At 50.8% G+C, this 23,528-nt stretch carries 26 protein-coding genes; 25 read left to right on the top strand and 1 reads right to left on the bottom strand.

The features are described from left to right. The 24 genes from ndk to AC0YNX_RS11240 all read left to right on the top strand — a co-directional run bounded on the left by ndk (position 1) and on the right by AC0YNX_RS11240 (position 22,001). Positions 1-444 (top strand): nucleoside-diphosphate kinase, encoded by a 444-nt coding sequence (gene ndk, locus AC0YNX_RS11355; protein WP_475815788.1) that lies wholly within the window; start codon positions 1-3, stop codon positions 442-444. Positions 445-488: 44 nt separating this feature from the next. Beyond that, complete coding sequence (locus AC0YNX_RS11350) at positions 489-1,274, top strand: CheR family methyltransferase (RefSeq protein ID WP_475815787.1); 786 nt, start codon at positions 489-491, stop codon at positions 1,272-1,274. Between the two features lie 450 nt (positions 1,275-1,724). Beyond that, complete coding sequence (aroC, locus tag AC0YNX_RS11345) at positions 1,725-2,894, top strand: chorismate synthase (RefSeq protein ID WP_475815786.1); 1,170 nt, start codon at positions 1,725-1,727, stop codon at positions 2,892-2,894. Then, positions 2,894-4,000, top strand: coding sequence for a 3-dehydroquinate synthase (aroB, locus tag AC0YNX_RS11340; RefSeq protein ID WP_475815785.1), 1,107 nt, complete (start codon positions 2,894-2,896; stop codon positions 3,998-4,000). Before aroC ends, aroB begins: the two co-directional genes overlap by 1 nt. 2 nt (positions 4,001-4,002) lie before the next feature. After that, the gene (gene aroH / locus AC0YNX_RS11335; protein WP_475815784.1) at positions 4,003-4,371 is read left to right on the top strand and encodes a chorismate mutase; all 369 of its coding nucleotides are present in this window, start codon (positions 4,003-4,005) and stop codon (positions 4,369-4,371) included. Between the two features lie 370 nt (positions 4,372-4,741). Further along, a complete protein-coding gene (trpE, locus tag AC0YNX_RS11330) occupies positions 4,742-6,289 on the top strand; it encodes an anthranilate synthase component I (RefSeq protein WP_475815783.1) in 1,548 nt (515 codons plus the stop codon). 5 nt (positions 6,290-6,294) lie between these two features. Next, positions 6,295-7,347, top strand: coding sequence for an anthranilate phosphoribosyltransferase (gene trpD / locus AC0YNX_RS11325; protein ID WP_475815782.1), 1,053 nt, complete (start codon positions 6,295-6,297; stop codon positions 7,345-7,347). Next, positions 7,337-8,131 (top strand): indole-3-glycerol phosphate synthase TrpC, encoded by a 795-nt coding sequence (gene trpC, locus AC0YNX_RS11320; protein WP_475815781.1) that lies wholly within the window; start codon positions 7,337-7,339, stop codon positions 8,129-8,131. The genes trpD and trpC overlap by 11 nt, the downstream gene beginning before the upstream one ends. Then, positions 8,131-8,808: a phosphoribosylanthranilate isomerase gene (locus AC0YNX_RS11315; RefSeq protein WP_475815780.1), complete on the top strand. Its 678-nt coding sequence runs from the start codon at positions 8,131-8,133 to the stop codon at positions 8,806-8,808. The genes trpC and AC0YNX_RS11315 overlap by 1 nt, the downstream gene beginning before the upstream one ends. Beyond that, positions 8,805-10,013: a tryptophan synthase subunit beta gene (gene trpB, locus AC0YNX_RS11310; protein ID WP_475815779.1), complete on the top strand. Its 1,209-nt coding sequence runs from the start codon at positions 8,805-8,807 to the stop codon at positions 10,011-10,013. Before AC0YNX_RS11315 ends, trpB begins: the two co-directional genes overlap by 4 nt. After that, on the top strand, positions 10,009-10,824 hold the full coding sequence (gene trpA, locus AC0YNX_RS11305; protein WP_475816228.1) for a tryptophan synthase subunit alpha: 816 nt from the start codon (positions 10,009-10,011) through the stop codon (positions 10,822-10,824). The genes trpB and trpA overlap by 5 nt, the downstream gene beginning before the upstream one ends. A gap of 204 nt (positions 10,825-11,028) precedes the next feature. Beyond that, entirely contained in the window at positions 11,029-12,126 is a 1,098-nt protein-coding gene (hisC, locus tag AC0YNX_RS11300; protein ID WP_475815778.1) for a histidinol-phosphate transaminase, read from the top strand. A gap of 4 nt (positions 12,127-12,130) precedes the next feature. Then, positions 12,131-13,222 (top strand): prephenate dehydrogenase, encoded by a 1,092-nt coding sequence (locus tag AC0YNX_RS11295; RefSeq protein ID WP_475815777.1) that lies wholly within the window; start codon positions 12,131-12,133, stop codon positions 13,220-13,222. A 463-nt stretch (positions 13,223-13,685) separates the two neighbouring features. Next, positions 13,686-14,282, top strand: a complete 597-nt coding sequence (locus tag AC0YNX_RS11290; RefSeq protein WP_475815776.1) for an RNA polymerase sigma factor — start codon at positions 13,686-13,688, stop codon at positions 14,280-14,282. Further along, on the top strand, positions 14,279-14,881 hold the full coding sequence (locus tag AC0YNX_RS11285) for an anti-sigma factor family protein (protein ID WP_475815775.1): 603 nt from the start codon (positions 14,279-14,281) through the stop codon (positions 14,879-14,881). Before AC0YNX_RS11290 ends, AC0YNX_RS11285 begins: the two co-directional genes overlap by 4 nt. Positions 14,882-14,935: 54 nt before the next feature. After that, the gene (locus tag AC0YNX_RS11280; RefSeq protein ID WP_475815774.1) at positions 14,936-15,523 is read left to right on the top strand and encodes a histidine phosphatase family protein; all 588 of its coding nucleotides are present in this window, start codon (positions 14,936-14,938) and stop codon (positions 15,521-15,523) included. Positions 15,524-15,659: 136 nt separating this feature from the next. Continuing rightward, positions 15,660-16,901 carry a hypothetical protein gene (locus AC0YNX_RS11275; RefSeq protein WP_475815773.1) on the top strand — a complete coding sequence of 414 codons (1,242 nt, stop codon included), beginning with the start codon at positions 15,660-15,662 and terminating at the stop codon, positions 16,899-16,901. 256 nt (positions 16,902-17,157) lie between these two features. Then, positions 17,158-17,340, top strand: a complete 183-nt coding sequence (locus tag AC0YNX_RS11270; RefSeq protein ID WP_090574012.1) for an IDEAL domain-containing protein — start codon at positions 17,158-17,160, stop codon at positions 17,338-17,340. Between the two features lie 185 nt (positions 17,341-17,525). Beyond that, the gene (locus tag AC0YNX_RS11265; protein WP_475815772.1) at positions 17,526-17,951 is read left to right on the top strand and encodes a DUF2487 family protein; all 426 of its coding nucleotides are present in this window, start codon (positions 17,526-17,528) and stop codon (positions 17,949-17,951) included. Positions 17,952-18,207: 256 nt separating this feature from the next. After that, positions 18,208-18,738 (top strand): Rieske (2Fe-2S) protein, encoded by a 531-nt coding sequence (locus tag AC0YNX_RS11260; protein WP_475815771.1) that lies wholly within the window; start codon positions 18,208-18,210, stop codon positions 18,736-18,738. A 16-nt stretch (positions 18,739-18,754) separates the two neighbouring features. Next, a complete protein-coding gene (gene qcrB / locus AC0YNX_RS11255; protein WP_090574015.1) occupies positions 18,755-19,426 on the top strand; it encodes a menaquinol-cytochrome c reductase cytochrome b subunit in 672 nt (223 codons plus the stop codon). A gap of 22 nt (positions 19,427-19,448) precedes the next feature. Continuing rightward, on the top strand, positions 19,449-20,327 hold the full coding sequence (locus AC0YNX_RS11250) for a c-type cytochrome (RefSeq protein WP_475815770.1): 879 nt from the start codon (positions 19,449-19,451) through the stop codon (positions 20,325-20,327). A 126-nt stretch (positions 20,328-20,453) separates the two neighbouring features. Continuing rightward, on the top strand, positions 20,454-21,038 hold the full coding sequence (locus AC0YNX_RS11245) for a DUF1405 domain-containing protein (protein WP_475816227.1): 585 nt from the start codon (positions 20,454-20,456) through the stop codon (positions 21,036-21,038). Positions 21,039-21,080: 42 nt separating this feature from the next. Next, a complete protein-coding gene (locus AC0YNX_RS11240; RefSeq protein ID WP_475815769.1) occupies positions 21,081-22,001 on the top strand; it encodes a sporulation protein YpjB in 921 nt (306 codons plus the stop codon). Between the two features lie 40 nt (positions 22,002-22,041). On the opposite strand, the gene AC0YNX_RS11235 is transcribed toward AC0YNX_RS11240, so the two are convergent. Continuing rightward, positions 22,042-22,908 (bottom strand): YitT family protein, encoded by an 867-nt coding sequence (locus AC0YNX_RS11235; protein WP_475815768.1) that lies wholly within the window; start codon positions 22,906-22,908, stop codon positions 22,042-22,044. Between the two features lie 270 nt (positions 22,909-23,178). Here AC0YNX_RS11235 and AC0YNX_RS11230 point away from each other — a divergent pair, with 270 nt between their 5' ends. Further along, a complete protein-coding gene (locus tag AC0YNX_RS11230) occupies positions 23,179-23,499 on the top strand; it encodes a nucleotide pyrophosphohydrolase (RefSeq protein WP_475816226.1) in 321 nt (106 codons plus the stop codon). Positions 23,500-23,528 lie beyond the last annotated feature (29 nt).

The following is a 23,528-nucleotide window of genomic DNA, read 5'->3' as shown; positions in this document are numbered from 1 at the left end:
ATGGAAAGAACATTTCTAATGGTTAAACCAGACGGCGTACAGCGGGGGTTAATCGGAGAAATTGTATCACGCTTTGAGCGGAAAGGACTAAAGCTTGTCGCTGCCAAATTTATGATGATTACACCTGAGCTCGCTGAACGCCACTATGCAGAGCACATCGGGAAGCCCTTTTATCCGCCGCTTGTAGCATTTGTGACGTCTGGGCCGGTATTTGCAATGGTTTGGCAAGGTGACAACGTCATCGGTTTAACGCGTGCCATAATTGGCAAGACGGACGCCCTTGAAGCAGCTCCAGGCACAATTCGCTCCGATTTCGCCGTACATACGAATTTTAATCTTATTCACGGCTCGGACTCGCCGCAAAGCGCTGCAAGGGAGATCGGTATTTTCTTTGCGCCGCATGAGCTTATTGATTACAACCAAACCATTCAGCAGTGGATTTAAATTGACACTTTGCCAACAAGAATCGGCATAATGGGGGTTCGTGCATGTTCGAAGATAAGGACTTCGGCTTATTCATCACGAAGATTAAAGAGAAGACCGCAATCGATCTATCGCAGTATAAGGAAGCCCAGATGAAGCGGCGGCTGACGACCTTGCGACAGAAGTACGGCTTCGATACGTTTGCAGCTTACTGGAACGGGCTTGAGAAAGACAAGAAGCTGATGAATGAGTTTCTGGACCGAATGACGATCAACGTGTCGGAATTCTGGCGCAACCCAAGCAGATGGGAAGCGATGGAGAAGAAGTTTCTCCCGGAAGCGCTGCAGACAAGCAGCCGGGTCAAGATATGGAGCGCTGCTTGCTCAACGGGCGAAGAGCCTTATACGCTCTCCATGATTATGGCTGAGCTCGGCGCGCATGACCGAACGTCGATTCTCGCAACGGACCTTGATAATATTGTTCTCCAGAAGGCTATGCAAGGCGTGTACCAAGATCGTTCTGTACGTGATGTACCCCGCAATTATATGTCCAAATATTTCGTTAAGCAGGGCGAGGATTCGCTCGCGGTCACGGCTCAGCTGAAGAAGATTATTACGTTTAAACAGCAGAATCTGCTTCATGATACGTTCGACACCGGCTTTGATATTATTGTTTGCCGCAATGTTATGATCTATTTTACCGAAGAAGCGAAACACTTGCTTTACCATAAGTTCTCCAAAGCGCTTAAACCAGGCGGCCTCCTGTTCGTGGGAAGCACAGAGCAAATTTTCTCTCCGTCGCAATATGATTTTGAGTCGGTTGAAACTTTCTTCTATCGCCGCAAGGCTTAGCGTGTATATCGTTTTCCATCTTCTCCAATACTAAAGCAATGGCGGTTATGGCATTGGAGGTGCAAGATGGACAAGCGAAAAGTAATTACGGCGTACAAGCGTGGATTTATTACTGTCCAGGAATGCGCCCAAATTCTCGGAATCGATACTACTCAAATGAAAGGTCTTATGAATGATCCTAATTTGAACGTGGACCCGCAATTATTGCGGAACCAGCATTCCGCTAACGGTTAACGAATAAGCTGCAATGAGCTGTCTGTCACACCTGCCTAAGGTGCGGCAGGCAGCTTTTTTCATGCGAGAGCATGCATAGTTATACGCTCTGGGGGGCTTTCATTTCCTTGTCAAACCGGCGACGCTATACTATAATGAGCAAAAGATATTTTGGAAGACAAACATACATAGATGGATTCATCGTTTGCGGTGTTCAAAATGAGGGAGGACTTTACTGTGAGTTTACGTTATTTGACAGCAGGAGAGACACATGGTCCACAGTTGACGGCGATTATTGAAGGCTTGCCGAGCAACCTGAAGCTGGACTTCGAAGAATTGAATTTCCAATTGCATCGCAGACAGAAAGGGCATGGCCGCGGCCGCCGGATGCAAATTGAGAAGGATACCGCGAACATCGTCGGTGGAGTACGTCACGGTAAAACAACGGGAGCGCCAGTCGCGCTGATCGTTGAGAACAATGACTGGAAGCACTGGACGACAGTTATGAATATTGAGCCGATTGAAGGCAGCGACGAAGAGAAGCGCCGCGTGCACCGTCCGCGCCCAGGTCATGCAGACCTGAACGGCGGGTTGAAATATAACTTGAAAGATCTGCGTAACGTGCTGGAGCGCTCCAGCGCCCGCGAAACCGCTGCCCGCGTCGCAGTCGGCGCGGTAGCGAGACAATTCTTGGCTGCGTTCGGCATTAAAGTCGGCGGACAAGTGATCCGTATTGGCGAGATTGAAGCGCCTGCGAACAATTTGCCGCTTGAAGAGCTTATCCGTCTGACGGAAGAGTCGCCGGTACGCGTTGTTGATAAAGAAACAGAAGAGAAGATGACTGCTTATATCGATCAGATCAAAGCAGAAGGCGATTCCATCGGCGGCATCGTCGAGTGTATCGTAGAAGGCGTGCCGATTGGTCTTGGCAGCCATGTGCAATATGACCGCAAGCTGGATGGACGTATCGCGCAAGCGGTTGTATCCATCAATGCGTTCAAAGGCTGCGAGATCGGCATTGGCTTCGAAGCAGGCACGATCCGCGGCTCGCAAGTGCATGATGAAATTCTGTACTCCGAGGAGCGCGGCTATCACCGCAGAACGAACCGCTTGGGCGGCTTCGAGGGCGGCATGACGAACGGTGAGCAAATCGTGGTTCGCGGCGTAATGAAGCCGATCCCGACTTTGTACAAACCGCTGCAAAGCGTTGATATCGATACGAAAGAACCGTTCACTGCGCAGGTTGAACGTTCGGACAGCTGCGCTGTTCCAGCGGCGAGCGTTGTTATGGAACATGTCGTTGCATGGGAAGTAGCGAAGGCGTTCCTTGAGAAATTCGGCGGCGATTCCATGGAAGAGATTACAGCCAACTACAACAACTACTTGGCGCAACTGGAGAGCTACTAATGAGCGGCCATCGTGAGCTGACCGTCGAGCTTGGCGAGCGGTCCTACCCGATCTATATCGGGGAAGGACTGCTTGACAAGGCAGGGGAGCTGTTCGAGCGTCACGGGATTAGCAAGAAGTCGCCACTAATGATCGTTACGGATACTAATGTGGCAGGGCGGCAACTGGCTCACTTGGAATCTGAGCTGCGAGCGGCTGGATTTACGGTGGAGAGCGCAATTGTTCCGGCTGGAGAGACGTCGAAGTCGTTGAATGAGCTGGGTCGACTGACTGGCCTCGCGCTTGAGCACGGGCTTGACCGGAAGTCGACCATTGTCGCGCTTGGCGGCGGTGTTGTCGGAGATTTGGCAGGATTCGTTGCCGCTTCTTATATGCGCGGCATTAAGTTCGTTCAGGTGCCTACGACCATTCTGGCGCATGATAGCAGCGTCGGCGGTAAAGTAGCGGTGAACCATCCGCTTGCGAAGAACATTATCGGTGCATTCCATCAGCCGGAGCTCGTTCTATACGACTTGCTTACTTTGCAAACGCTACCGGAAAGAGAAGTGAAAGCTGGCTTGTCCGAGGTTGTGAAGCATGGATTGATCTGGGATGCAGAGTTCGTAACCTGGTGCGACGAGAATGCTAGCAAGCTGCTTGCGCTAGATTCAGATGCGCTTGGCTATGCTCTGTACAAAGGCTGCAGCGTGAAAGCAGCGGTTGTGTCCAAGGATGAGCGCGAGAATGATCTGCGCGCCATTCTGAATCTTGGCCATACGATCGGCCATGCGCTCGAAGCCGTAGCTGGCTACAATGAGCTGCTGCATGGCGAAGCGATTGCGATCGGCATGGTTGGATCCGCCAAGCTGGCTGTAAGGCTCGGCGCTCCCGAGGAGGTCTATCATGTGACGAAGCGTGTGCTGTCGCGGGTAGGGTTGCCGGTGAGATTGCCTGAGCATCTGGATACAGATGAAATTATGCGTGCAATGATGCATGACAAGAAATTCCAAGAAGGCACGATGGTGTTCATCGTCCCAACTGCAATTGGCGTCGTGGAAATCAATAAATCGGTGTCATCTGCGCTCGTTCGCGAGATCGTAGAGCAATTGAAACAGGAGGCCGTGTAAAGATGAGTGTTCGGGGAATCCGCGGAGCAATTACAGTTGAAGTGAATGAGGAGCAGCCGATTCTGCAAGCAACGGCAGAATTGCTTAACCTTATCGTAAGTTCCAATCAAGTAGCGCCTGAAGATATTGCGAGCGTGTTCGTTACGGTAACGGGAGATCTGGACGCCACATTCCCTGCACGGGCGATCCGCGCGATGGCGGGCTGGGAGCTTGTCCCGCTCATGTGCGCGCTTGAAGTACCAGTGAAGGGCAGCCTGGCGATGTGCATTCGTCTCATGGTGCTTGTTAACACTGATAAATCCCAACAAAGTATCGAGCATGTTTACTTAGGCGGCGCGAAAGCGCTGCGTCCTGACTTGAGCAAAGCTTAAGCGAATAAGTGTATGCACGCCATTTAAAGTGCATTGACGGATCTGATTGCACTAGTGTATAGTGATTTCATACTTGAAGAATGAGCAGAGCATAGTTTGAGATGAGCAGTACGAGATGTTTTTTTAGAAGAGATGAGCAGAGCTGAGCCTAGAGCTTGTAAGAGTTGAGACGAGTAGACCAGAGGATTGGATTGTAGCTATTTAGCCTTGTTTTGCCCTACCCATTTCCGTTTCGGATGGGGTTGAGGCGTGTCCCAGGCAGCTGCCGTTATTTCTCTACATTCGGATCAATGCTCATTAATATCTTCTGACATGAACACTCCTGCTGCGGCAGGAGTTTTTTTATTTTTCCTACAGGGGAGAGATTAGGATGAATCAGGAGCTTCAAGAGATTATTAAGTTAGCTGGCACGTATAATTTGATCCCAGTTGTACGCAATGTGATGGCAGATACCGAAACGCCAATTCGAATCTTCCAGCACTTCTATAAAGAACGTCGCGCGTTCTTGCTTGAGAGCGTTGAGGGCGGCGTGAAATGGGCGCGTTACTCCTTTATCGGAACAGACCCATTCATGCTGATCCGCGGCAAGAACGGCGAGATGGTTATTGAGAAGAATGGTGAAGAAACGATTCTTCGCGACAAGCCGATCGAGCTGCTTAAAGCTCAGCTGCGCGCTTACCGTAGCCCATCGATCCCAGGTCTTCCTCATTTTACAGGCGGAGCGATCGGATTCTTCGGCTACGATCTGCTTCAATATTATGAGAAGCTGCCTGCGCACCGCGTCGATGATTTGAATATGAACGATTTGCAGTTTATGTTCTGCGATCAAGTTATCGTCTTCGATCATTTCAAACAGCAGCTGCAAGTGATTGGCAACATACATATCCCGCATGGAGCAACGGATCGGGATATTGAAGCGGTTTACAACCAGACGGTCAGCAAGATCGAGTCGACAATCGAACGGCTGCAGCAGCCGCTGCAAGCGACACTTGCAGGTGGCAGTGTACCAGCTGATCCGGAGCTTGGCGATGTGAAATCGAACCTGACCAAAGAGCAGTTTCTCGCTAACGTTGAGAAGTCCAAGGAATACATTCGCTCAGGCGATATTTTCCAAGTGGTACTCTCCCAGCGCTTCAGCATCGAAACCGAAGTCGATCCGCTCCATGTGTACCGCGTACTGCGCACAATGAACCCATCGCCTTATATGTACTACTTGAAAATGGATGATGAAGTCATTGTCGGCACTTCGCCGGAAGCACTCGTGAAAGTGGACGGCGAACGCGTAGAGACTCGCCCAATCGCTGGCACAAGACCACGCGGCAAGACGCCGGAGCAGGATCTTGCGCTCGAGAAAGAATTGCTCGCTGACGAGAAGGAACGTGCAGAGCATCTGATGCTCGTCGACTTGGGACGTAACGACATCGGCCGCGTATCTGAATTCGGTTCCGTACGCTGCGATTCGTACATGGAGATAGAGCGTTACTCGCACGTTATGCATATCGTGTCCAACGTTTCCGGCAAGCTGCGGGAGGACAAAGACTTCTTCGACGCTTTTGTCTCTTGCATGCCGGCTGGCACCGTATCCGGCGCTCCGAAGCTTCGCGCGATGGAGATTATCGCAGAACTTGAGAATGAAGCACGCGGGGCTTATGCCGGTGCAATCGGCTATCTCGGCTTCGGCGGCAGCTTGAATACATGCATTACGATTCGGACGCTTATCTTCAAGAATGGTAAAGCCTACGTACAGGCTGGAGCCGGCATCGTATGGGATTCCGTACCGGAGAATGAGTACATGGAAACTGTGAATAAAGCAATGGCGATGCTGAAAGCGGTTCGCGCAGCTGAGGCCATCTTCACGGAACCGAAGCGTGGCATGAACATGATCAATATGGACTATTATGCGGATGCGAAAGGGTGAGGAGTATGACAGTAACGAGCGAATTGATTACGATGCAGCGCGCATTGACGACGCTGGTCGGCGGCAAGAGCTTGACGCGTGAGGAAGCGCGCGGCGTAATGGAACTTATCATGAGAGGCGAAGCTACTGGCGCACAGATTGGCTCCGTCGCCACTGCACTCCGCATGAAAGGCGAGACGAAGGATGAGATTACGGGATTTGCCGAAGCGATGCGCGCGCATTCCCATCATGTCCACACTGAACGCGGCGGATTGCTCGATACTTGCGGCACAGGCGGCTCCGGCGTGCACAAGTTCAATATTTCCACAGCTTCGGCGATTATTGCTTCCGCAGCGGGCATCCGCGTTGCTAAGCACGGCAACCGGGCGATGTCAGGCAAATCCGGCAGCGCAGATACGCTTGAAGCGCTTGGAGTGAATATTACGCTGACAGCCGAGCAAGCGGCACGCTGCTTGGATTCGATCGGCATCTGCTTCATGTTCGCGCAGCTGTACCATCCGTCCTTGAAGCATGCGGCTGCACCGCGCCGGGAGCTTGGATTCCGCACGATCTTCAATATGCTCGGCCCGCTTACGAATCCTGCGAATGCAGATCGTCAGCTGATCGGCATCTATGATCGCTCGCGGACGGATACAATCGCTGCGGTGCTCGGTGAGCTTGGCCTGAGCAAGGCGATGGTTGTAAGCAGCTATGACGGCTTGGATGAAATTAGTATCTCATCGCCGACCCAGCTCTCGGAGCTGCTGAATGGCGATGTGCGGACATATACCATTACCCCGGAAGAGCTCGGTCTTACCACCCGCTCGCTATCGGATATCATCGGAGGCGATGCGGCGGAGAACGCACGTATTATCCGGTCGATCTTCAGCGGAGAAGAGCAAGGTGCTTACCGCGATATCGTGCTTGCGAATGCTGGCGCGTGCATCTATGTAGGCGGCAAAGTAAATTCCTTGCAAGACGGTGTGGCCGTCGCTAAGAGCATCATTGATTCCGGCAAAGCAGCGGCGAAGCTGCAGCAGCTGATTGAAACGACAGGAGCGTTGAGCCATGTTTCTTGATAAAATCGTAGCAACTAAGCGTAATGAAGTAGAAGCTCTTGCAGCGCAGTTCGACTTGTCTGCAGTGGAACGCCAAATCGCAGCGATGCCTGCTTGCAGAGGCTTCGAGCGCGCGGTAACGGAGAAAAGGAATCGTCCCCTTGGCTTGATCGCAGAAGTGAAGAAAGCTTCGCCTTCCAAAGGACTCATCCGCGCGGACTTTGACCCCGCCACGCTGGCGCGGATCTACGAAGAAGCGGGTGCAGACTGCATTTCGGTACTGACGGACGTTGATTATTTTCAAGGTCAGAACGCATACTTAACGGCAGTATCTCAAGCGGTCAAGCTGCCGCTGCTGCGCAAAGATTTCACAATCGACTACCGTCAAGTCTATGAAGCTCGTTTGATCGGTGCAGACGCGATTCTGCTCATTGCCGCAATATTGAAGCCTGCCGAGCTGTCGGAGCTTTATGATATTGCGAAGTCCATTGGCCTCGATGTTCTGGTGGAGGTGCATGACGAGCAAGAGATGGAAGCGGTGCTAGAGCTGGATAAAGCGACGCTTGTCGGTATTAATAACCGCAATTTGCATACATTCGTGACCGATATTAAGACGACGGAACGGTTGATTAGCCTTGTTCCACCAGGAATTACGGTTATCAGCGAGAGCTCCCTCAGCTCGCAGTCTGATATTGATTTTGTTCAATCGGTTGGAGCTCGAGGCGTGCTTATCGGCGAATACTTCATGCGTCAGCCGGATGTTGGTGCGGCCGTCGAACATTTGATGGGACCGGTGAAGGTGTAATGACGCGTGTCAAAATATGTGGTTTGCGCGATAGCGAGACTGTACGCGCGATGGACGGATTGCCCGTTGACGAGATCGGCCTCGTCTTCGCGAAGAGCAAGCGGCAAGTGTCGCCGGCTCTTGCAGGCCAACTAATCAGCGAGGTGAGGAAGCTTAGCACGCCCACTGGTTTGGCTCCGGAATCAGTTGGCGTCTTCGTGAATCCGACTTTGGATGAGCTTCGCACCATTCTCACAGAGGCGCCGCTGGATGTCGTTCAGCTGCACGGGGAAGAAACGCCTGAAATGTGCGCTGAGGTACGAAATCTCCTCAAAGTGAAGGTATGGAAGGTGTTCTCCGTTACGGCAGAAGACAGCGAGGGAGCTGCAGAGTCAGCATCTGACGGACCAGCTCGTCTGGCGGCTTATGCCGGCGTCGTAGATGGCTTCCTCATTGATACGGCCGGTGGCGGCACAGGCGTGACTTTCGCATGGCATGTCATTGACAGATATGCGGAAGCGGCTGCGCGAATCGGCGTTCCGCTGTATGTAGCGGGCGGTCTGCATCCGGATAATGTCGGAGAGCTGCTGGGCAGCTATTCGCCGAGCGGAGTGGATGTGTCCAGTGGTGTTGAGACAGATGGCGTAAAAGATATTCAGAAAATTCGAATGTTTGCGGAAAGGGTGAAAGGTGTATGATCGAAGTTCCAGATTTGAATGGCCGTTTCGGCAAGTTCGGCGGTCGGTATGTACCGGAAACGTTGATGAACGCACTGCTTGAGCTGGAGGAAGCGTACAAGCGCTACTCGAAGGATCCAGAATTCCTCGCGGAAATCCGCGAATTGCTGCATAAATATTCCGGTCGTCCGACTTCTCTATATCATGCGAAGCACTTGTCTGAACAGCTTGGCGGCGCGCAAATCTACTTGAAGCGTGAAGATTTGAACCATACTGGCGCGCATAAGATCAACAACACGATTGGGCAAGGCATTCTTGCGAAAAGGATGGGCAAAACGAAGATTATCGCTGAAACCGGCGCTGGACAGCACGGAGTTGCTTCTGCGACTGTTGCGGCATTGCTCGGCCTCGAATGCAAAGTGTTTATGGGCGAGGAAGATATGAAGCGCCAAGAGCTGAACGTGTTCCGTATGCAGCTGCTGGGAGCAGAGGTTGTTCCGGTCACTTCCGGTACGCGCACGCTGAAGGATGCTTGTAATGAGACGCTTCGCTACTGGGTCAGCCATGTCGATGATACGTATTACATTCTCGGTTCGGCAACCGGCCCGCATCCGTATCCGATGATCGTTCGTGACTTCCAGCGCATTATCGGGGACGAGACGAGAGAGCAAATCGTGAAAGAAGCCGGTCGTCTGCCGGATTATGTTGTAGCAGCTGTAGGCGGCGGCAGCAACGCGATTGGCATGTTCTATCCGTTCATCAAAGATACCAGCGTGAAGCTGCTCGGTGTTGAAGCGGCCGGACGCGGCGTGGATACAGAAGAGCATGCAGCGACGATGACGAAAGGTCGTCATGGCGTATTCCAAGGCTCGCTTAGTTACGTGCTGCAAGATGACCACGGTCAAGTGCTGCCGGCGCATTCCATCTCGGCAGGTCTCGATTATCCAGGTATCGGTCCAGAGCATTCGTATCTCAAGGATACAGATCGTGCGAAATACGTACCGATTACAGATGCGGAGGCGCTCGACGCGCTGCAGCTGTTGTCCCGTACGGAAGGCATTATTCCAGCTCTCGAGTCGGCGCATGCGATTGCGGAAGTTGTAAAGCTGGCTCCGACGCTGAGCAGCGAAGAAATTGTTGTGGTCTGCCTCTCCGGCCGCGGTGACAAAGACGTACAGGCGATTATGGGTTACTTGAACGGAGGAGGGGAAAGCAATGGCCATTAATGCAATTGATGCAGCATTCCAGCGGCTTCGTGAGGAAGGCCGTACGGCACTTATTCCTTTTGTTACGATTGGCGACCCTGACTTGGCAACGTCCGTGGATATTATTAAGGCGCTTGAGCTAGCAGGTTCAGATATGGTCGAGCTCGGTGTTCCTTACTCGGACCCGCTCGCAGACGGTCCTGTCATTCAACGCGCATCGGAGCGGGCGCTCTCGAATGGCCGCGTTTCATTGGCGGACGTAATCGAGGTAGCCGACCAAGCGAGAACTGCTGGCGTGAAGCTGCCCTTTATTCTGTTCTCGTACTACAACCCGATTCTGCAGTTCGGTTTGGAGCGCTTCTTTGACCTTATCATTACCAAGGGGATCAGCGGATTGATCATTCCGGATTTGCCGCTTGAAGAGGATGCAGAGCTCCGTGCAATGGCGGAGAATGCGGACATCCACCTCATTCCGCTCGTTGCACCGACCTCGAATGACCGTGTTACACGTATTGCTGCGAAGGCTCGAGGCTTCGTCTATTGCGTATCGTCGCTTGGCGTAACGGGCGTGCGTGCGGACTTCCACAAGGGCATCGACGAGTTCCTTGCGACCGTTCGCAGCGCGACAACAACGCCAATCGCTGTCGGCTTCGGTATTTCGAACCGCGAGCAGGTTGAGCGCTTCAGCAAGCAAGCGGATGGCGTTATCGTCGGCAGCGCGATCGTGCGCAAGATCGAAGAAGTGGTTCCGCTGCTCCAGTCGCCTGATACGAAGCAGGAAGGGCTGGATCAAATTCGCCAGTTCGTGAGTGAGCTGAGCGGCCGCTCGTAGACGAATACCAAGAAGCCCTCTTGCTGGCGTATCACGCAGCGAGAGGGCTTTTCTATACGCTGGCAGAGATGCTTCTGCGCATGAAAGCTTAAAAGCGCGAAAGAAAATATCGTACGTACTCTTTTAAATGCCAGCAACTTATGAGACAATGTTGAAATAAAGTTTGTTCCCTAATCTACACCACTATTTATGAGGTGATTATTCATGCAACCTAAAAAAAGTATTGTGCATTTGCCAGTGTACCAACCTGGTAAGCCGATTGAAGAAGTAAAGAGAGAGCTTGGCCTCAAGGAAGTCATTAAGCTTGCTTCCAACGAGAATCCGTTCGGCAGCTCCGAGCATGCCAAGACGGCGATTCAGAATGAACTCAATAATATCAGCCTATATCCAGACGGCGGAAGCGTTGATCTGACGAAGGACCTCGCAGAATACCTTGGCGTAACGTCGAAGCAGATTATTTTTGGCGCTGGCTCCGATGAAGTCATTCTAATGCTGGCTCGCGCTTACTTAACGCCTGGCGACGAGACGATCATGGCGGATGAAACATTCCCGCAATATAAGCACAACTGCGAGATTGAAGGCGCAACGATTATTGAAGTGCCGCTAAACAACGGAACGCATGATCTGAATGCGATGCTGGCGAAAGTAACAGATCGCACGAAGATTATCTGGGTGTGCAACCCGAATAACCCGACAGGTACAATCGTACGCACGACGGAGCTTGAAGCGTTCATTCGCCAAGTCCCTTCGAATGTACTCGTTGTACTGGACGAAGCTTACTTCGAGTATGTATTGGATGCGGAATATCCGGATGGCATTACGCTTCTTCCTGAATTCAAGAACGTGATTGTACTGCGTACTTTCTCCAAAGTGTACGGACTCGCTTCGCTGCGTATCGGTTACGGCGTCGGTCACGAAGATGTCATCCGTTCCATCAATCAGGTTCGCGAGCCGTTCAACACATCCCGTTTCGGACAAGCTGCAGCGAAAGCATCGCTTGCTGACCTGGAGTTCTTGAACAACTGCAAGACACGCAACGCCGAGGGTATTGCGTACATGTACGAGCAATTCGACCGACTCGGCCTGAACTACTTCGAGGCGCACGGCAACTTCGTTATGGTAGATGTGAAGCTCCCGTCGCAGCAAGTATTTGACGGTTTGCTGCGCAAAGGCATCATCTCCCGCGCGCGTTGGTCCTACTACCCGACGCATATTCGGATTACGGTCGGCAGCCGCGAGCAGAACGAAGCGTTCATCCGCGCCTTGGAAGAAGTACTTCAGGAAGCGGCGGTGCTAGGTTAACATCATGACAAAAATCGCGATATTCGGCGTCGGACTGATCGGCGGCTCGCTCGCGCTTTGCTTCAAAGGCAAACCGGGCTTAACCGTTGTCGGTCATTCCGTACGCGAATCATCCGTGGCCAAGTACCTCGAGAGGGGCGTCGTCGATCATGCGACGACGTCGCTTCGCGAGGCGGCTGAAGGCGCGGATTTTATTTTTCTATGCGTGCCAGTCGGCTCGCTAGCGCAATACGTAGACGAGCTTAGCCAGCTTGATCTGAAGCCGGGCTGCATCATTACGGATGTAGGCAGCACCAAGGCTTCCGTCGCTGCATCGGCGCGCAATGCGAAGCTGGGAGATGCTGTATTCATCGGAGGACATCCGATGGCAGGCTCCGAGCGCTCGGGCGTAGAAGCGGCTTCCTTGTATCTTTTCGAGAATGCCTTCTACGTGCTGACACCAGAGCCTTCGACATCGCAATATGATGTAGACCGGTTGACGGAGCTGCTCAGCTATACAAAAGCGCATATCGTTCACGTGCATCCTGAGGAGCATGACGAGATCGTCGGCGCTATCAGCCATCTGCCGCATATTATTGCGGTGGCGCTTGTGAACCTTGTGCGCGGCTACAACGATGACAACTCGCTGTACAGCCAGCTGGCGGCAGGAGGATTCCGCGACATTACGCGTATCGCCTCTAGCGATCCGGTTGTTTGGCGCGACATTCTGGTGAACAACCGCGGCGTCCTACTCAAGCTGCTTCAAGAGTGGCAAGTGGGCACGGCGGCTTTCATCGATATGCTGCAAAGCGAGGACGGCGAAGGAATAGAGACTGCGTTCAAGAAGGCTGGTCAATTCCGCAGCACGTTGCCGGAGCGCCGTAAAGGAATGATCCATTCCATCTTCGAGTGCTATATTGATGTTCCGGATCATCCGGGCATTATCGGCAAAGTGGCGACTGAGCTAGGCAACAACAAAATCAATCTGAGCAACGTTCAGATTATTGAGAGCAGGGAAGACGTGCCAGGCGTCCTGCGGCTCAGTTTCCGAACTCAGGAGGACTTGGACAAGGCTGTCCAAAAGTTGGGTGAAATCGGTTATTCGGTTCATTTTTAAAATGTATGTTGCGAAAATGAAAACGCTTATTGACAGAATGAAAACGTATACATATAATAAAGGTACAGTATGGTTTCTCTCCACTCCTATCCAAATCCATCGCAGAATTTGCGGGGCCGCCTTTATAGGCGGTCTTTTTTTTGCGTTTAGTGGAACATTTCGATCGTTTCATCCGTTTATTGTTGTGGGTAATAAGACTACGGTACATGTGCGGAGCAAAGCTTTGAAAAAAATTTATCCTTTAAAAAAAGGTTTCATGATACAATTGCCGTGTTGATTGTAAAAAAATGGGGACGACAATCATGTCGAAAGAAGCAGGATTATGGACTCATTTCGCGAAATTATTAGTGATCTATATAATGAATTAATTTTTTGTTTAGGATCGCGCAACTTTTCACTCTCGGCTCGGTACAATGTTATACCGATTCGGGAGCACTCCTAAGGCCAAGGAGGGTCGCCCGCGATGACGGATTCCCAGCTTATACGCGAAATCAAAGATGGAAACATACAGCTATATTCGGAATTGATGCGGCGCTACCAACGCAAAATCCTTGCCTTCATCTACCACATGTTAAAGAGTGCGAAGCTTGAATTGTTGGCAGAGGACCTATGCTCTGAGACGTTTTACAAGGCATATCGCAGCCTGCATTCATTCCGGGAAGTCGACGCTTCCTTCTCTACGTGGCTGTACACCATCGCAAGAAATACGGTACTTAGCGAACTGCGCAAACAGAAAGCAGGCAGCGTGTCCTTTGATGAAGTCGGATTCGTTCCGATCGCTCCGCCTGATGCGGTGCCGGAACACAGGCTGCTGCAGAACGAACGGATGTCGATGGTTCGTGAAGCGATCAACAGCCTGCCGGAGAAACAGCGTTCTGCGCTTATTTTACGGGAGTATGACCAGCTGGATTATCAAGAGATTGCCAGCATTCTCGGTCAGACGGTTAGCTCCGTCAAATCGCTTCTGTTTCGAGCGCGCAGCAGTGTAAAAGTACAGCTTGAACCGTATTTCGGAGAGTCGCCGATGCTGGAGGAATACGAGGGGATGAAAATGCGATGAAATGCCTTGAAGTCGGGCAATTATTTGGCGTCTACTGGGATTTGCCGGAGGACGACATCGAACGCAAGTCCGTCGATGAGCATCTCCTTACCTGTGCGGCATGCAGAGAAGAATTTCAAATTTGGGAAGAGAGCGAGCAATTGATTCGCGTCTTCTCGGAAGATACAGACGATATCGGACCGATTGACCATGTAAACTATGGCGTTATGGACCGCATATATAATGAACAATCCTGGTACATACCTGTGCCCAATCGGAGTTACCAGTTCACAAGGACATTCCGTAGAAACGTTACGTTAATCATTGCTTGTTTCATGGCGATGTTTGTATGCGGCTTGTTTTACTTGCTAACAGGAACGAACGATGCATCATCCGCACAAGTAGCCAAGCTGACTGGTTTACTGGAGACCGCGAATGCGGCTGCGGACAGTTCCGTTATAAGCGCAGACTTCTACGCGGACGTACCGGTTGCAAGCATCAGCGATCCAATTGTATTGAATATTGTGCCAACGGTTCCGCAATACTATGTGGCGTTGTCACTGCTCGGTATCATTATGACGCTGCTTATTCTTAACTGGTTCTCGCGAACACGAAATTAATAGTTCACCAACTTACATATCAATTTAAACTGCCATGAAAAGGGGAGCGTAAGCTTGAGGATCGGACTGATTCGGCACGGCAAGACAGATTGGAATGCACTTGGCAGAATACAAGGCCAAACCGATATCCCGCTCAATAATGAAGGCATTCGTCAAGCCCACGCGCTTGCCTACCGGCTTCAGCACGAATCGATGAAATGGGATGCCATCATCTCAAGCGATTTGTCCAGAGCTATCGAGACAGCATCTATTATTTCGAAGGCGCTCCAAATTCCACTTCTTCCTCCTGATACAAGGCTTCGGGAACGGTTCTATGGAGAGGTGGAAGGAACGACAGAAGATGAGAGGCTGAAACGCTGGGGCACGGATTGGAAGAAATGCGACTGCGGGCAAGAAGGCGATGATTCCGTACGCGATCGGTCAATCGCTTTCGTCGAAGAAACGGCAAACGCGAATCCGAATCGGAACATTCTCGTCGTGACGCATGGCAGCTTGCTTGCCCAGCTATTGAAGGCGATGTGCACGGAGCTTGCCGATAAGCCGATTCTCAATTTATCCTTCTCTATCATGGAACGCAGCGATGCAAGCTGGAATCCGCTTCTTCACAACTGCACGCTTCATCTGGAGCAGCTGCAGAGTTGACAACTATACGTATAGCCGCCAATCCTCTTCATTTAAGAGGGTTGGCGGCTTTTTTTATTCCAAAGGTTATATTTTTCGTCAATGTTCCAATAATGGTAGTAAACCTGTGACAGGCGCTTGGAACGGAGGGCTGTATATGAATTTAGCAGATATGCTTAGCTATGCGGATATTGGGCAGCTAAGCCGGATTGCGACGACCTATCAATGTGAGTGCAACGGGAATTCGAAGAATGATCTCATCCAGTCGATTCTGTCGACTGTGAATCGAAGAGATGTATTTGAAGCACAGATTGGCGCGATGAAGCTGGAGGATCTGCGATTCATCAATTCGCTCTTATTTGATGCCAGGGATGCATTTAGCCTGGAAGAGCTGGTCGCACGCGTGCAGCAGAGCCGCTTTGCAAGCTCTACGGAAGAAGCGAAACAAAGCTCGGATGAAGGAATCAAAGCAGCAGCACCGGTCTCTAAGAAAGCCGAAGCCGCAAAGAACAAACCTGCTAAACTATCAAGCAAAAGCCGGGCTTCGAAGGAAAAGCAAGTGCAAGAGGATGGGCCGCGCGACACGATCTCAAGATTCAAGCAGTACGGCTGGCTGTTCAATGGTTATGCCGGACCCAACCGATATTTGTTCCAGGTGCCTGCAGACCTGAAGGAAAGATTCAAAGAAACGATGGAGCGCAGACTCGTCTCCCAAGTTGTATACGCGGGCGATGAACCACATGCTTATCGCGACGAACAGATGCTGATGGGCGAAGATGTCGCCCAGCTGCTTACTTACGTTCACCTCAATGAAATTCCGTTAACAAGCGAAGGCTTCATGTATAAGCGGAACGTCATGCAGCTATTGGAGTTGTTCGGGGTGAAGGAGCAATTGCCCGGTAAAGGAGAATGGCGCTTCGGCTATGGCAGAAGAATCAAGGAATATCCGAACCGACTCTCACTCCTCTACGACTATTGCTACTATAAAGGATGGATTACGGAGACAAGCACCGGACTCGAATTGACAGCTGCGGGCAAGGAACGGCAAGCGCTGCGCACGGCTGAACCTACGGACAAGCTGTATCAGTTTTGGCTGCGGCTGTATAAGGGGCCGATTCCGAACATAAGAGCAATCATGCACTGGGTCGATAAGCTCGGCAGAAGCTGGGTCAGTTCAGATACGGTGTACAGTACATTGAAACCTTACATTAAACCGTTCTACTACGACCAGCCGGAAACGATTCTCGAGCAGCGGTTAATCAGCATGTTGATGCATCTTGGACTTCTGAGGATTGGTGATCACCGCGAGCATGGACAAGTTATTCGGATGACGCCGCTTGGCCGAACAATAGTTGCGGGATTGAGCATAGATGATGAAGCGATTATCTTGAACAGCTGACAAGAAGAGCAGATCAGTCATACCTGGGCAGCAGCACATTCGTGCATCCAGGAGGGCCATCGTCCTTAGCGGTGGCTGGCAAGATGAATATGATAACGTAGAGCCGGTTTGTATTAGAAGGGTAGCAGACAGATGTTACCCACCTATATGCTTTCACTTATTCGCCTGCGGGAGTCGTCACAGATCGGATGGAAAGCTATTGGCGCCTAAGGAAGGATTATAGGATCTCTTAAACGCGGTTGTGGAGGTGTATCCTATGGACAAAATGAAAGTATCGTACGAAGTGATGCTCGGGCTCGCTGCAGAAATGTTGCTGGATGAAGCTGTACTCAAATTCCGTAGGGATAAGCTTTATCAAGCCATTGACGAGGCGCTTGCATCAGGCGACCGGGATACGTTCCGTCGTTTGACCGACGAGCTGAAGTCACTATACGTATAATGGAAGCGGATAGGAACATCCGCTTAGGCTAAAAGCCTGTACAGATCGTCCGTATGCGAAATGACGAGTTTCGCGTAAGGTCGTGAGGTGCAGGCTGTTTTTTGTGTTCCGAAATTGTGGTAGGATGGTAGAGGCGTGTTGCAATTTGGCACAGGTTTACATAAAGAAGGACTGGTGAATACATAATGAAATTTAGCGAACTAAGCGCAGACGGCTGGGCGGAGCTTGCCCCTTATCTGGACACGGCGGTACTGCCTGTCACCGGGCTGCAAGGAACAGAGATGCCGCATGAAGCAACGGCAGCGCTCGAACGTCTGCGGGATGTCCTCGATCTGATCGAGATTCCGTTCAAGGGGAGAATCGTTACTTATCCATCTTGCCAATATGGCGCATGGTCGCCGGAGCTTGTGAAGCAATTGCAATTATTGACCGGTAATCTGCGTCAAGTCGGCTTTAAATACGTGATCATTGTCATGAACATTCCAGCGACCGCTGAGGCGCAAGCGGAGACAGGCGCGGATCTTATAATCAGCCTGGATGAACAAGGCGAATTGCCTGCTGCTGCAAGCGTGAACGACGCCGTTCGACAGCTCTGGCTAGGACGAGCTTAAGTATAGGAAGCCATACGTGGCAGAATACGCATAAGGTGACAGCGGTTGGGGAAAAACATAGCCAGTGACAAGGTTAAATGTGACAAAATGACAACAAAATGAAGATCGCTTCTGGAACAGATGAGCAAAATCGCCTGCCATATTCTTGACGCTCTATATGACCTAGGCTATTATAGGTAATGTCCAAGTTCAACGTTTGTTTTGCCTACTCCGGCAGAACACAAGATATGGCTCAGCAAAGGGGGTAGAACAGAAGATGAGTAACCATGGAAAACAGGATAAAGCGAATAGCACGGCTAAACGTGGCATTTCAAGGCGGCAGTTTTTGTCGTACACGCTTGGCGGCGCAGGCGCATTCATGGCTGCAGGCATGTCACTACCGATGATCCGTTTCGCGGTTGATCCGATTCTGCAAAAGAAAGCAGGCGGAACGTGGATTAAAGTAGTTGAGGCTAACAAAATTACGAATGAACCTCAAGAATTCAAGTTCAAAATTCATCAGGTGGACGGCTGGTATGTCAGCGATCCGGAATTGACGGCTTGGATTTCGAAGGATGAAAGCGGTAAAGCATTCGCGTTGTCCCCAGTCTGTAAGCACTTGGGTTGTACAATTGGCTGGAACACGGAGAAGAACAACGAGTACGTTTGTCCGTGCCACGGAGCACACTACACGAAGGACGGCAAAAACTTGGTTGTAGCTCCGAAGCCTCTCGACGAATATGACTTGAAGATTGAGAATGATTGGGTTTATCTTGGCCCGATTAAAGCAAACACACGGGTGAAATAAGGAGGCGTAAGCTCAGATGATGAAAGGTGTCTACAACTGGATTGATGAACGTCTTGATATTACGCCGATGTGGAGGGACGTTGCGGACCACGAAGTTCCGGAACACGTTAACCCTGCGCATCACTTCTCCGCATTCGTGTATTGCTTTGGCGGATTGACGTTTTTCATCACTGTAATTCAAATTTTGTCGGGTATGTTCCTGACGATGTACTTCGTTCCGGATATCATTAACGCGTACAAGTCGGTTGACTATCTTCAGCACAAAGTTGCATTCGGCGGTATCGTTCGCGGCATGCACCACTGGGGCGCAAGTCTTGTAATCGTTATGATGTTCCTGCACACGCTTCGCGTTTTCTTTACGGGTTCCTATAAGGCACCTCGCGAAATGAACTGGGTTGTCGGTATGTTGATTTTCTTCATCATGCTCGGACTTGGCTTCACTGGCTACCTCCTTCCTTGGGATAACAAAGCCTACTTCGCGACGAAGGTTGGTATTCAAATCGCTGAATCCGTGCCGTATATCGGTACATATATCAAAGAACTGATGCAAGGCGGAGAGATCGTAGGCGCTGAAACGTTAACTCGTTTCTTCGCAATTCACGTCTTCTTCCTGCCAGGCGCGCTTCTTGCGCTTCTTGCGGCACACTTCTTTATGATCCGGAAGCAAGGTATTTCGGGACCACTATAAGCCGAAGGGAGGCATATTGCGAATGGCACACGGTCACAAATCGAACGAAAAAGTCGTATTCGTTGGTGATTCGCGGGTTCGTAAAAAAGCGAAGACAGGTCCGTCTATCCCTCCTGACTATTCTTCCTACCCAGGTAAGTCGGAAGCATTCATTCCGAACTTCTTGCTGAAAGAATGGATGGTAGGTGTTGTTGTACTCGTCGGATTCCTAGTTCTGACGATTGCAGAGCCGGCTCCGCTTGGTTACCCTGCAGATCCTACGAATGCTGCGTTTATTCCGATGCCGGACTGGTACTTCCTGTTCCTGTATCAATTCCTTAAATTGCAATACGTATCGAAGGACTACGTCGTTCTCGGTACGGTCGGTATTCCTGGTATTGCTTTCGGCGCGCTTCTACTGGCTCCATTCCTGGATACTGGCAAAGAGCGTCGTTTCTACAGACGTCCAATTACGGCGATTCTGATGTTCATGTCGCTTATCTCTGTCTTCTATCTGACGAAACAATCGTGGGATCACTACGAGCACGAGCTGAAGCTGACGAACACGATTCCAGAGCATATCATTCGTGAAGAGAAAGCAGAAGAAGCGGCTAAGAAAGCGGCTGAATCCGGCGGTGGCGGCGAACAAGCTGCTGTGGAAGTTCCGCTCGTGGATAAAGACGATCCTGCTGTTGAAATTACGAAGAAAGCGCAGTGCGTTGCATGTCACGGCGCGGACCTCAAAGGGAATGAGAGTGCAGGCATTCCATCGTTCCACGGAATCGGTGATGAATTCTCGAAAGAAGAGCTTGTTGATATCGTAACGAACGGTAAAAACAACATGCCTTCATTCAAGGATAAGCTGACTCCTGAGGAAATCGATCAGCTGACAACTTGGCTGGCTAAGCAGAAAAAAGCATAACTTATAGCATAAACTAAAACCTGATCGTTCTTCGCGATCAGGTTTTTTTCAAATTGTTTAAGGGGTTGGTAGCAAGTGAACGCTGCAAGTGTATTGGTTAGCCGGGAGCTGCTCACGAGCCGGCTCATGCTGTGGACGCTGTTCTGGGTTAACGCGGCAGGAACGATATACGGATACATATGGTATGGCTCGCAAATTGAATATACGATTACGTATCATTCGCTATGGCAGGTTATTTTCGTGCCGGATAGTCCGACAGCAAGCTTGTTTTTCACTTTGTCGCTGCTGTTTCTGCTTTTCCCTCGCCTTTCGAAGCCGACCCCGATTTATATTGGATTTCGCGCGATTATCGAAGCGCTAGGTGTCGTTACTTCTATTAAGTACGGATTCTGGGCGGTTACGATGATCTTGGCTGGCGGCGCGCAGGGCGATCCATTGGAATGGCAGCATTATATGCTCATGGTTTCGCATCTCGGCATGGCCGTAGAAGCGCTGCTGTTCATTCGGTTCTTCGTTTTTGGCCGATTTGCTGCATTTCTGGCGCTCGTGTGGCTGCTTCTTAATGATACGATTGATTATACCTACTTCGTGTTTCCATGGCTTCCGGATGTGCTGGAGAATGATCTCGGCGCAATTCAATCCTTTACGATGGGTCTCTCCATCGTAAGTCTGCTTTTGACTTGGCTGTTTATATCGCTTCGGAAGGTCTAAGATTGGACATCCCCCCATAAATTGAATAGGGGAGGGATGAGCATGAGAGCATCTTCGTTGTTCGCGCTGCTCTGCAGCGCAGTGATTATAGGATTATTGGCAATCGGTGGCTTTGCTTCGCTTGCAGCAGCAGCAGCACCAACTCCCGCGGTCGAGACTTCGGCAACGGACAAGCAGGGCAGTAGTCCGCTCTCGAAGCTGAGTCAGCTGACAGATGAACTGTACACGGCAGCTAATGATGCGAACCGGCAGGTCGTGTATACAATACTGCAGCGGATCGAAGGACTGAGCGCTTATGATGCTGTCCGGCATAGTGGCACAGAAGCAGGTTGGACTGCGTTCGACCAGACCGTGAAGCAGTTGAAGAAGGCGGTCTCTGAGAAAGGGACAAGCCAGCAGTGGTATCTCGAAGCAGCGAAGCTCAAGCTCGCAAGCGATGCGCTTTATCGCCCGACAGTGCCGTTATGGCTGCAATATGAAGGCGTGCTGAAGGATGATGAGAGCCGCATTAAGGTTGCGTGGCAATCCCAGCTCGAAGGCCGCATTGAGGCGGCTAAAGTGAACTTGGATATTTATCGCGATCATATGGATCGGTTCGAAATAGCTGCGCTTATGCAGCGAGATGAGAGTCAAATACAAGCGTTGAAAGATCAGATCACGTTCACAGAGCGAATCTTTGCAGCAGTGGATGGGGGAACGGTGAAGCCGCAAGAGGTGCAATATGCACTGGAAGGGCTTAATGCAGCGGCTAGCCGGTTATTCCGTCTCTCGGACGGGCAACCGGCATTAGCCGAAGCGATACCGCCTGGAACGACAATCGGCGAATATCGGCGGAGCAGTGGTCAAATCGTGGAGATGTTCATTGCAGCTTTCGTCATGGCGGTGCTTGGCTTTGCAGGATGGCGCAAATACAGTATCCATCGAGATATAGGTGAGCCGGTATCCCGCAACAAGTTCAAGTAAGCGAAGCCAAGACGAGACGTGCATGCGGGCATTCCAACGACTATTCTTCCTTAAAGCCTTCACCAAGCACTTCAAGCACATCGCTAATAATAATAAAAGCACGAGGGTCGATACTGCGTATAATCGTTTTGAGCTGCCGGATTTCATGGCGGGCAACGACGCAGTAGACGACCTCTTTTTGTTGTCCGGAGAATGCTCCTTTGGCCGGATAGAGCGTTACGCCTCGATCCAATGTTTCATTAATGAGTTTGCTCATCTCATCGCCGTGATCGGTCACTACGGAGAAGGCTTTCGCTGCATACGCGCCTTCTTGGATGAAGTCAATCAGCTTGGACGCAATAAAGACGGCAACGAGCGTGTACAGCACCTTCTCCTTCGGGATATACAATAACGAGAGTCCGATAACGACGATGTCCGCTGCAAGGATGAATTGTCCCATGCTCCAGCCCTTCAACTTGGAGGCAATGCGGGCTATGATATCAACACCGCCTGTCGTACCGCCGTAGCGGAAGACGATGCCAAGGCCGGCACCAAGCGTTACCCCGGCATACAGTACGGCAAGTATGTAATCGTTAGAGGTTTTGAACGGCTCAATCCAACCGGAAGAGATCATTTTCTCCATTAAAGCAAGGAAGAGCGATAGCGATAGCGATCCAAAAATCGTATAGCCAGTATGTGATCGTCCGAGGACCTTCCAACCGAGGAAGTACAATGGGATATTCAATACGAGCGTGGAGATGGATAATGGCCAGCCGAGCGCGTAGTTGAGCAGAATCGCAACGCCTGTCACGCCGCCTTCCATGAGTTGGTTAGGTATAACGAAGTATTGCAGGCCAAACGCGTAGATGGCAGTCCCCAGCATAACAAGCGGAAGCGTGCGCATGAGCTGTGAGAGGTTTGTTTTCATCTAAGGTGATGACTCCTTTCAAATGGTGGCAAAATGATAAAGGCTATAACATAGTATGTCTCTTTGCAGGGATTGTCAAAAGCATTGTTTTCAAAAGCGCTTTGATATAACATATGGGAAGAGTAACTGGTTGTCCAAGTGTAAACGGCTGTCGCCGTCGACTGGTGGCAACAGCTTACGTTTCACGGAGACATTATATGAATTTGAACAAATGAAGCATGTAAATTATATAATGTCCAGAAAGGATGTTTCACGTTGTCGCAGAAATCGATGGCAGACTTGCAGCGCGAGGTTGACGAGTATATTTCGCAGTTTAAGGAAGGCTACTTCAGCCCATTATCCATGCTTGCGAGAATGAGCGAAGAAGTTGGCGAGCTTGCGCGTGAAGTGAATCACCGCTATGGCGAGAAGCCCAAGAAAGCGGATGAAGCCGATAACTCCATCGAGATGGAACTCGGCGATATACTATTTATCGTAATTTGCTTCGCGAATTCTTTAGGCATTGATCTTGCAGAAGCGCATGACCGCGTAATGAGTAAGTTTAATACTCGAGATGCGAACCGCTGGACACGAAAAAACGTCGAACCGTAATACGCCTCCTTACATATGCTGTACCATCA

This window comes from Paenibacillus sp. J31R98 (assembly GCF_056269245.1).
Note: the sequence above shows the minus strand (reverse complement) of the source record. Positions and strands in the feature narration are given on the sequence as shown.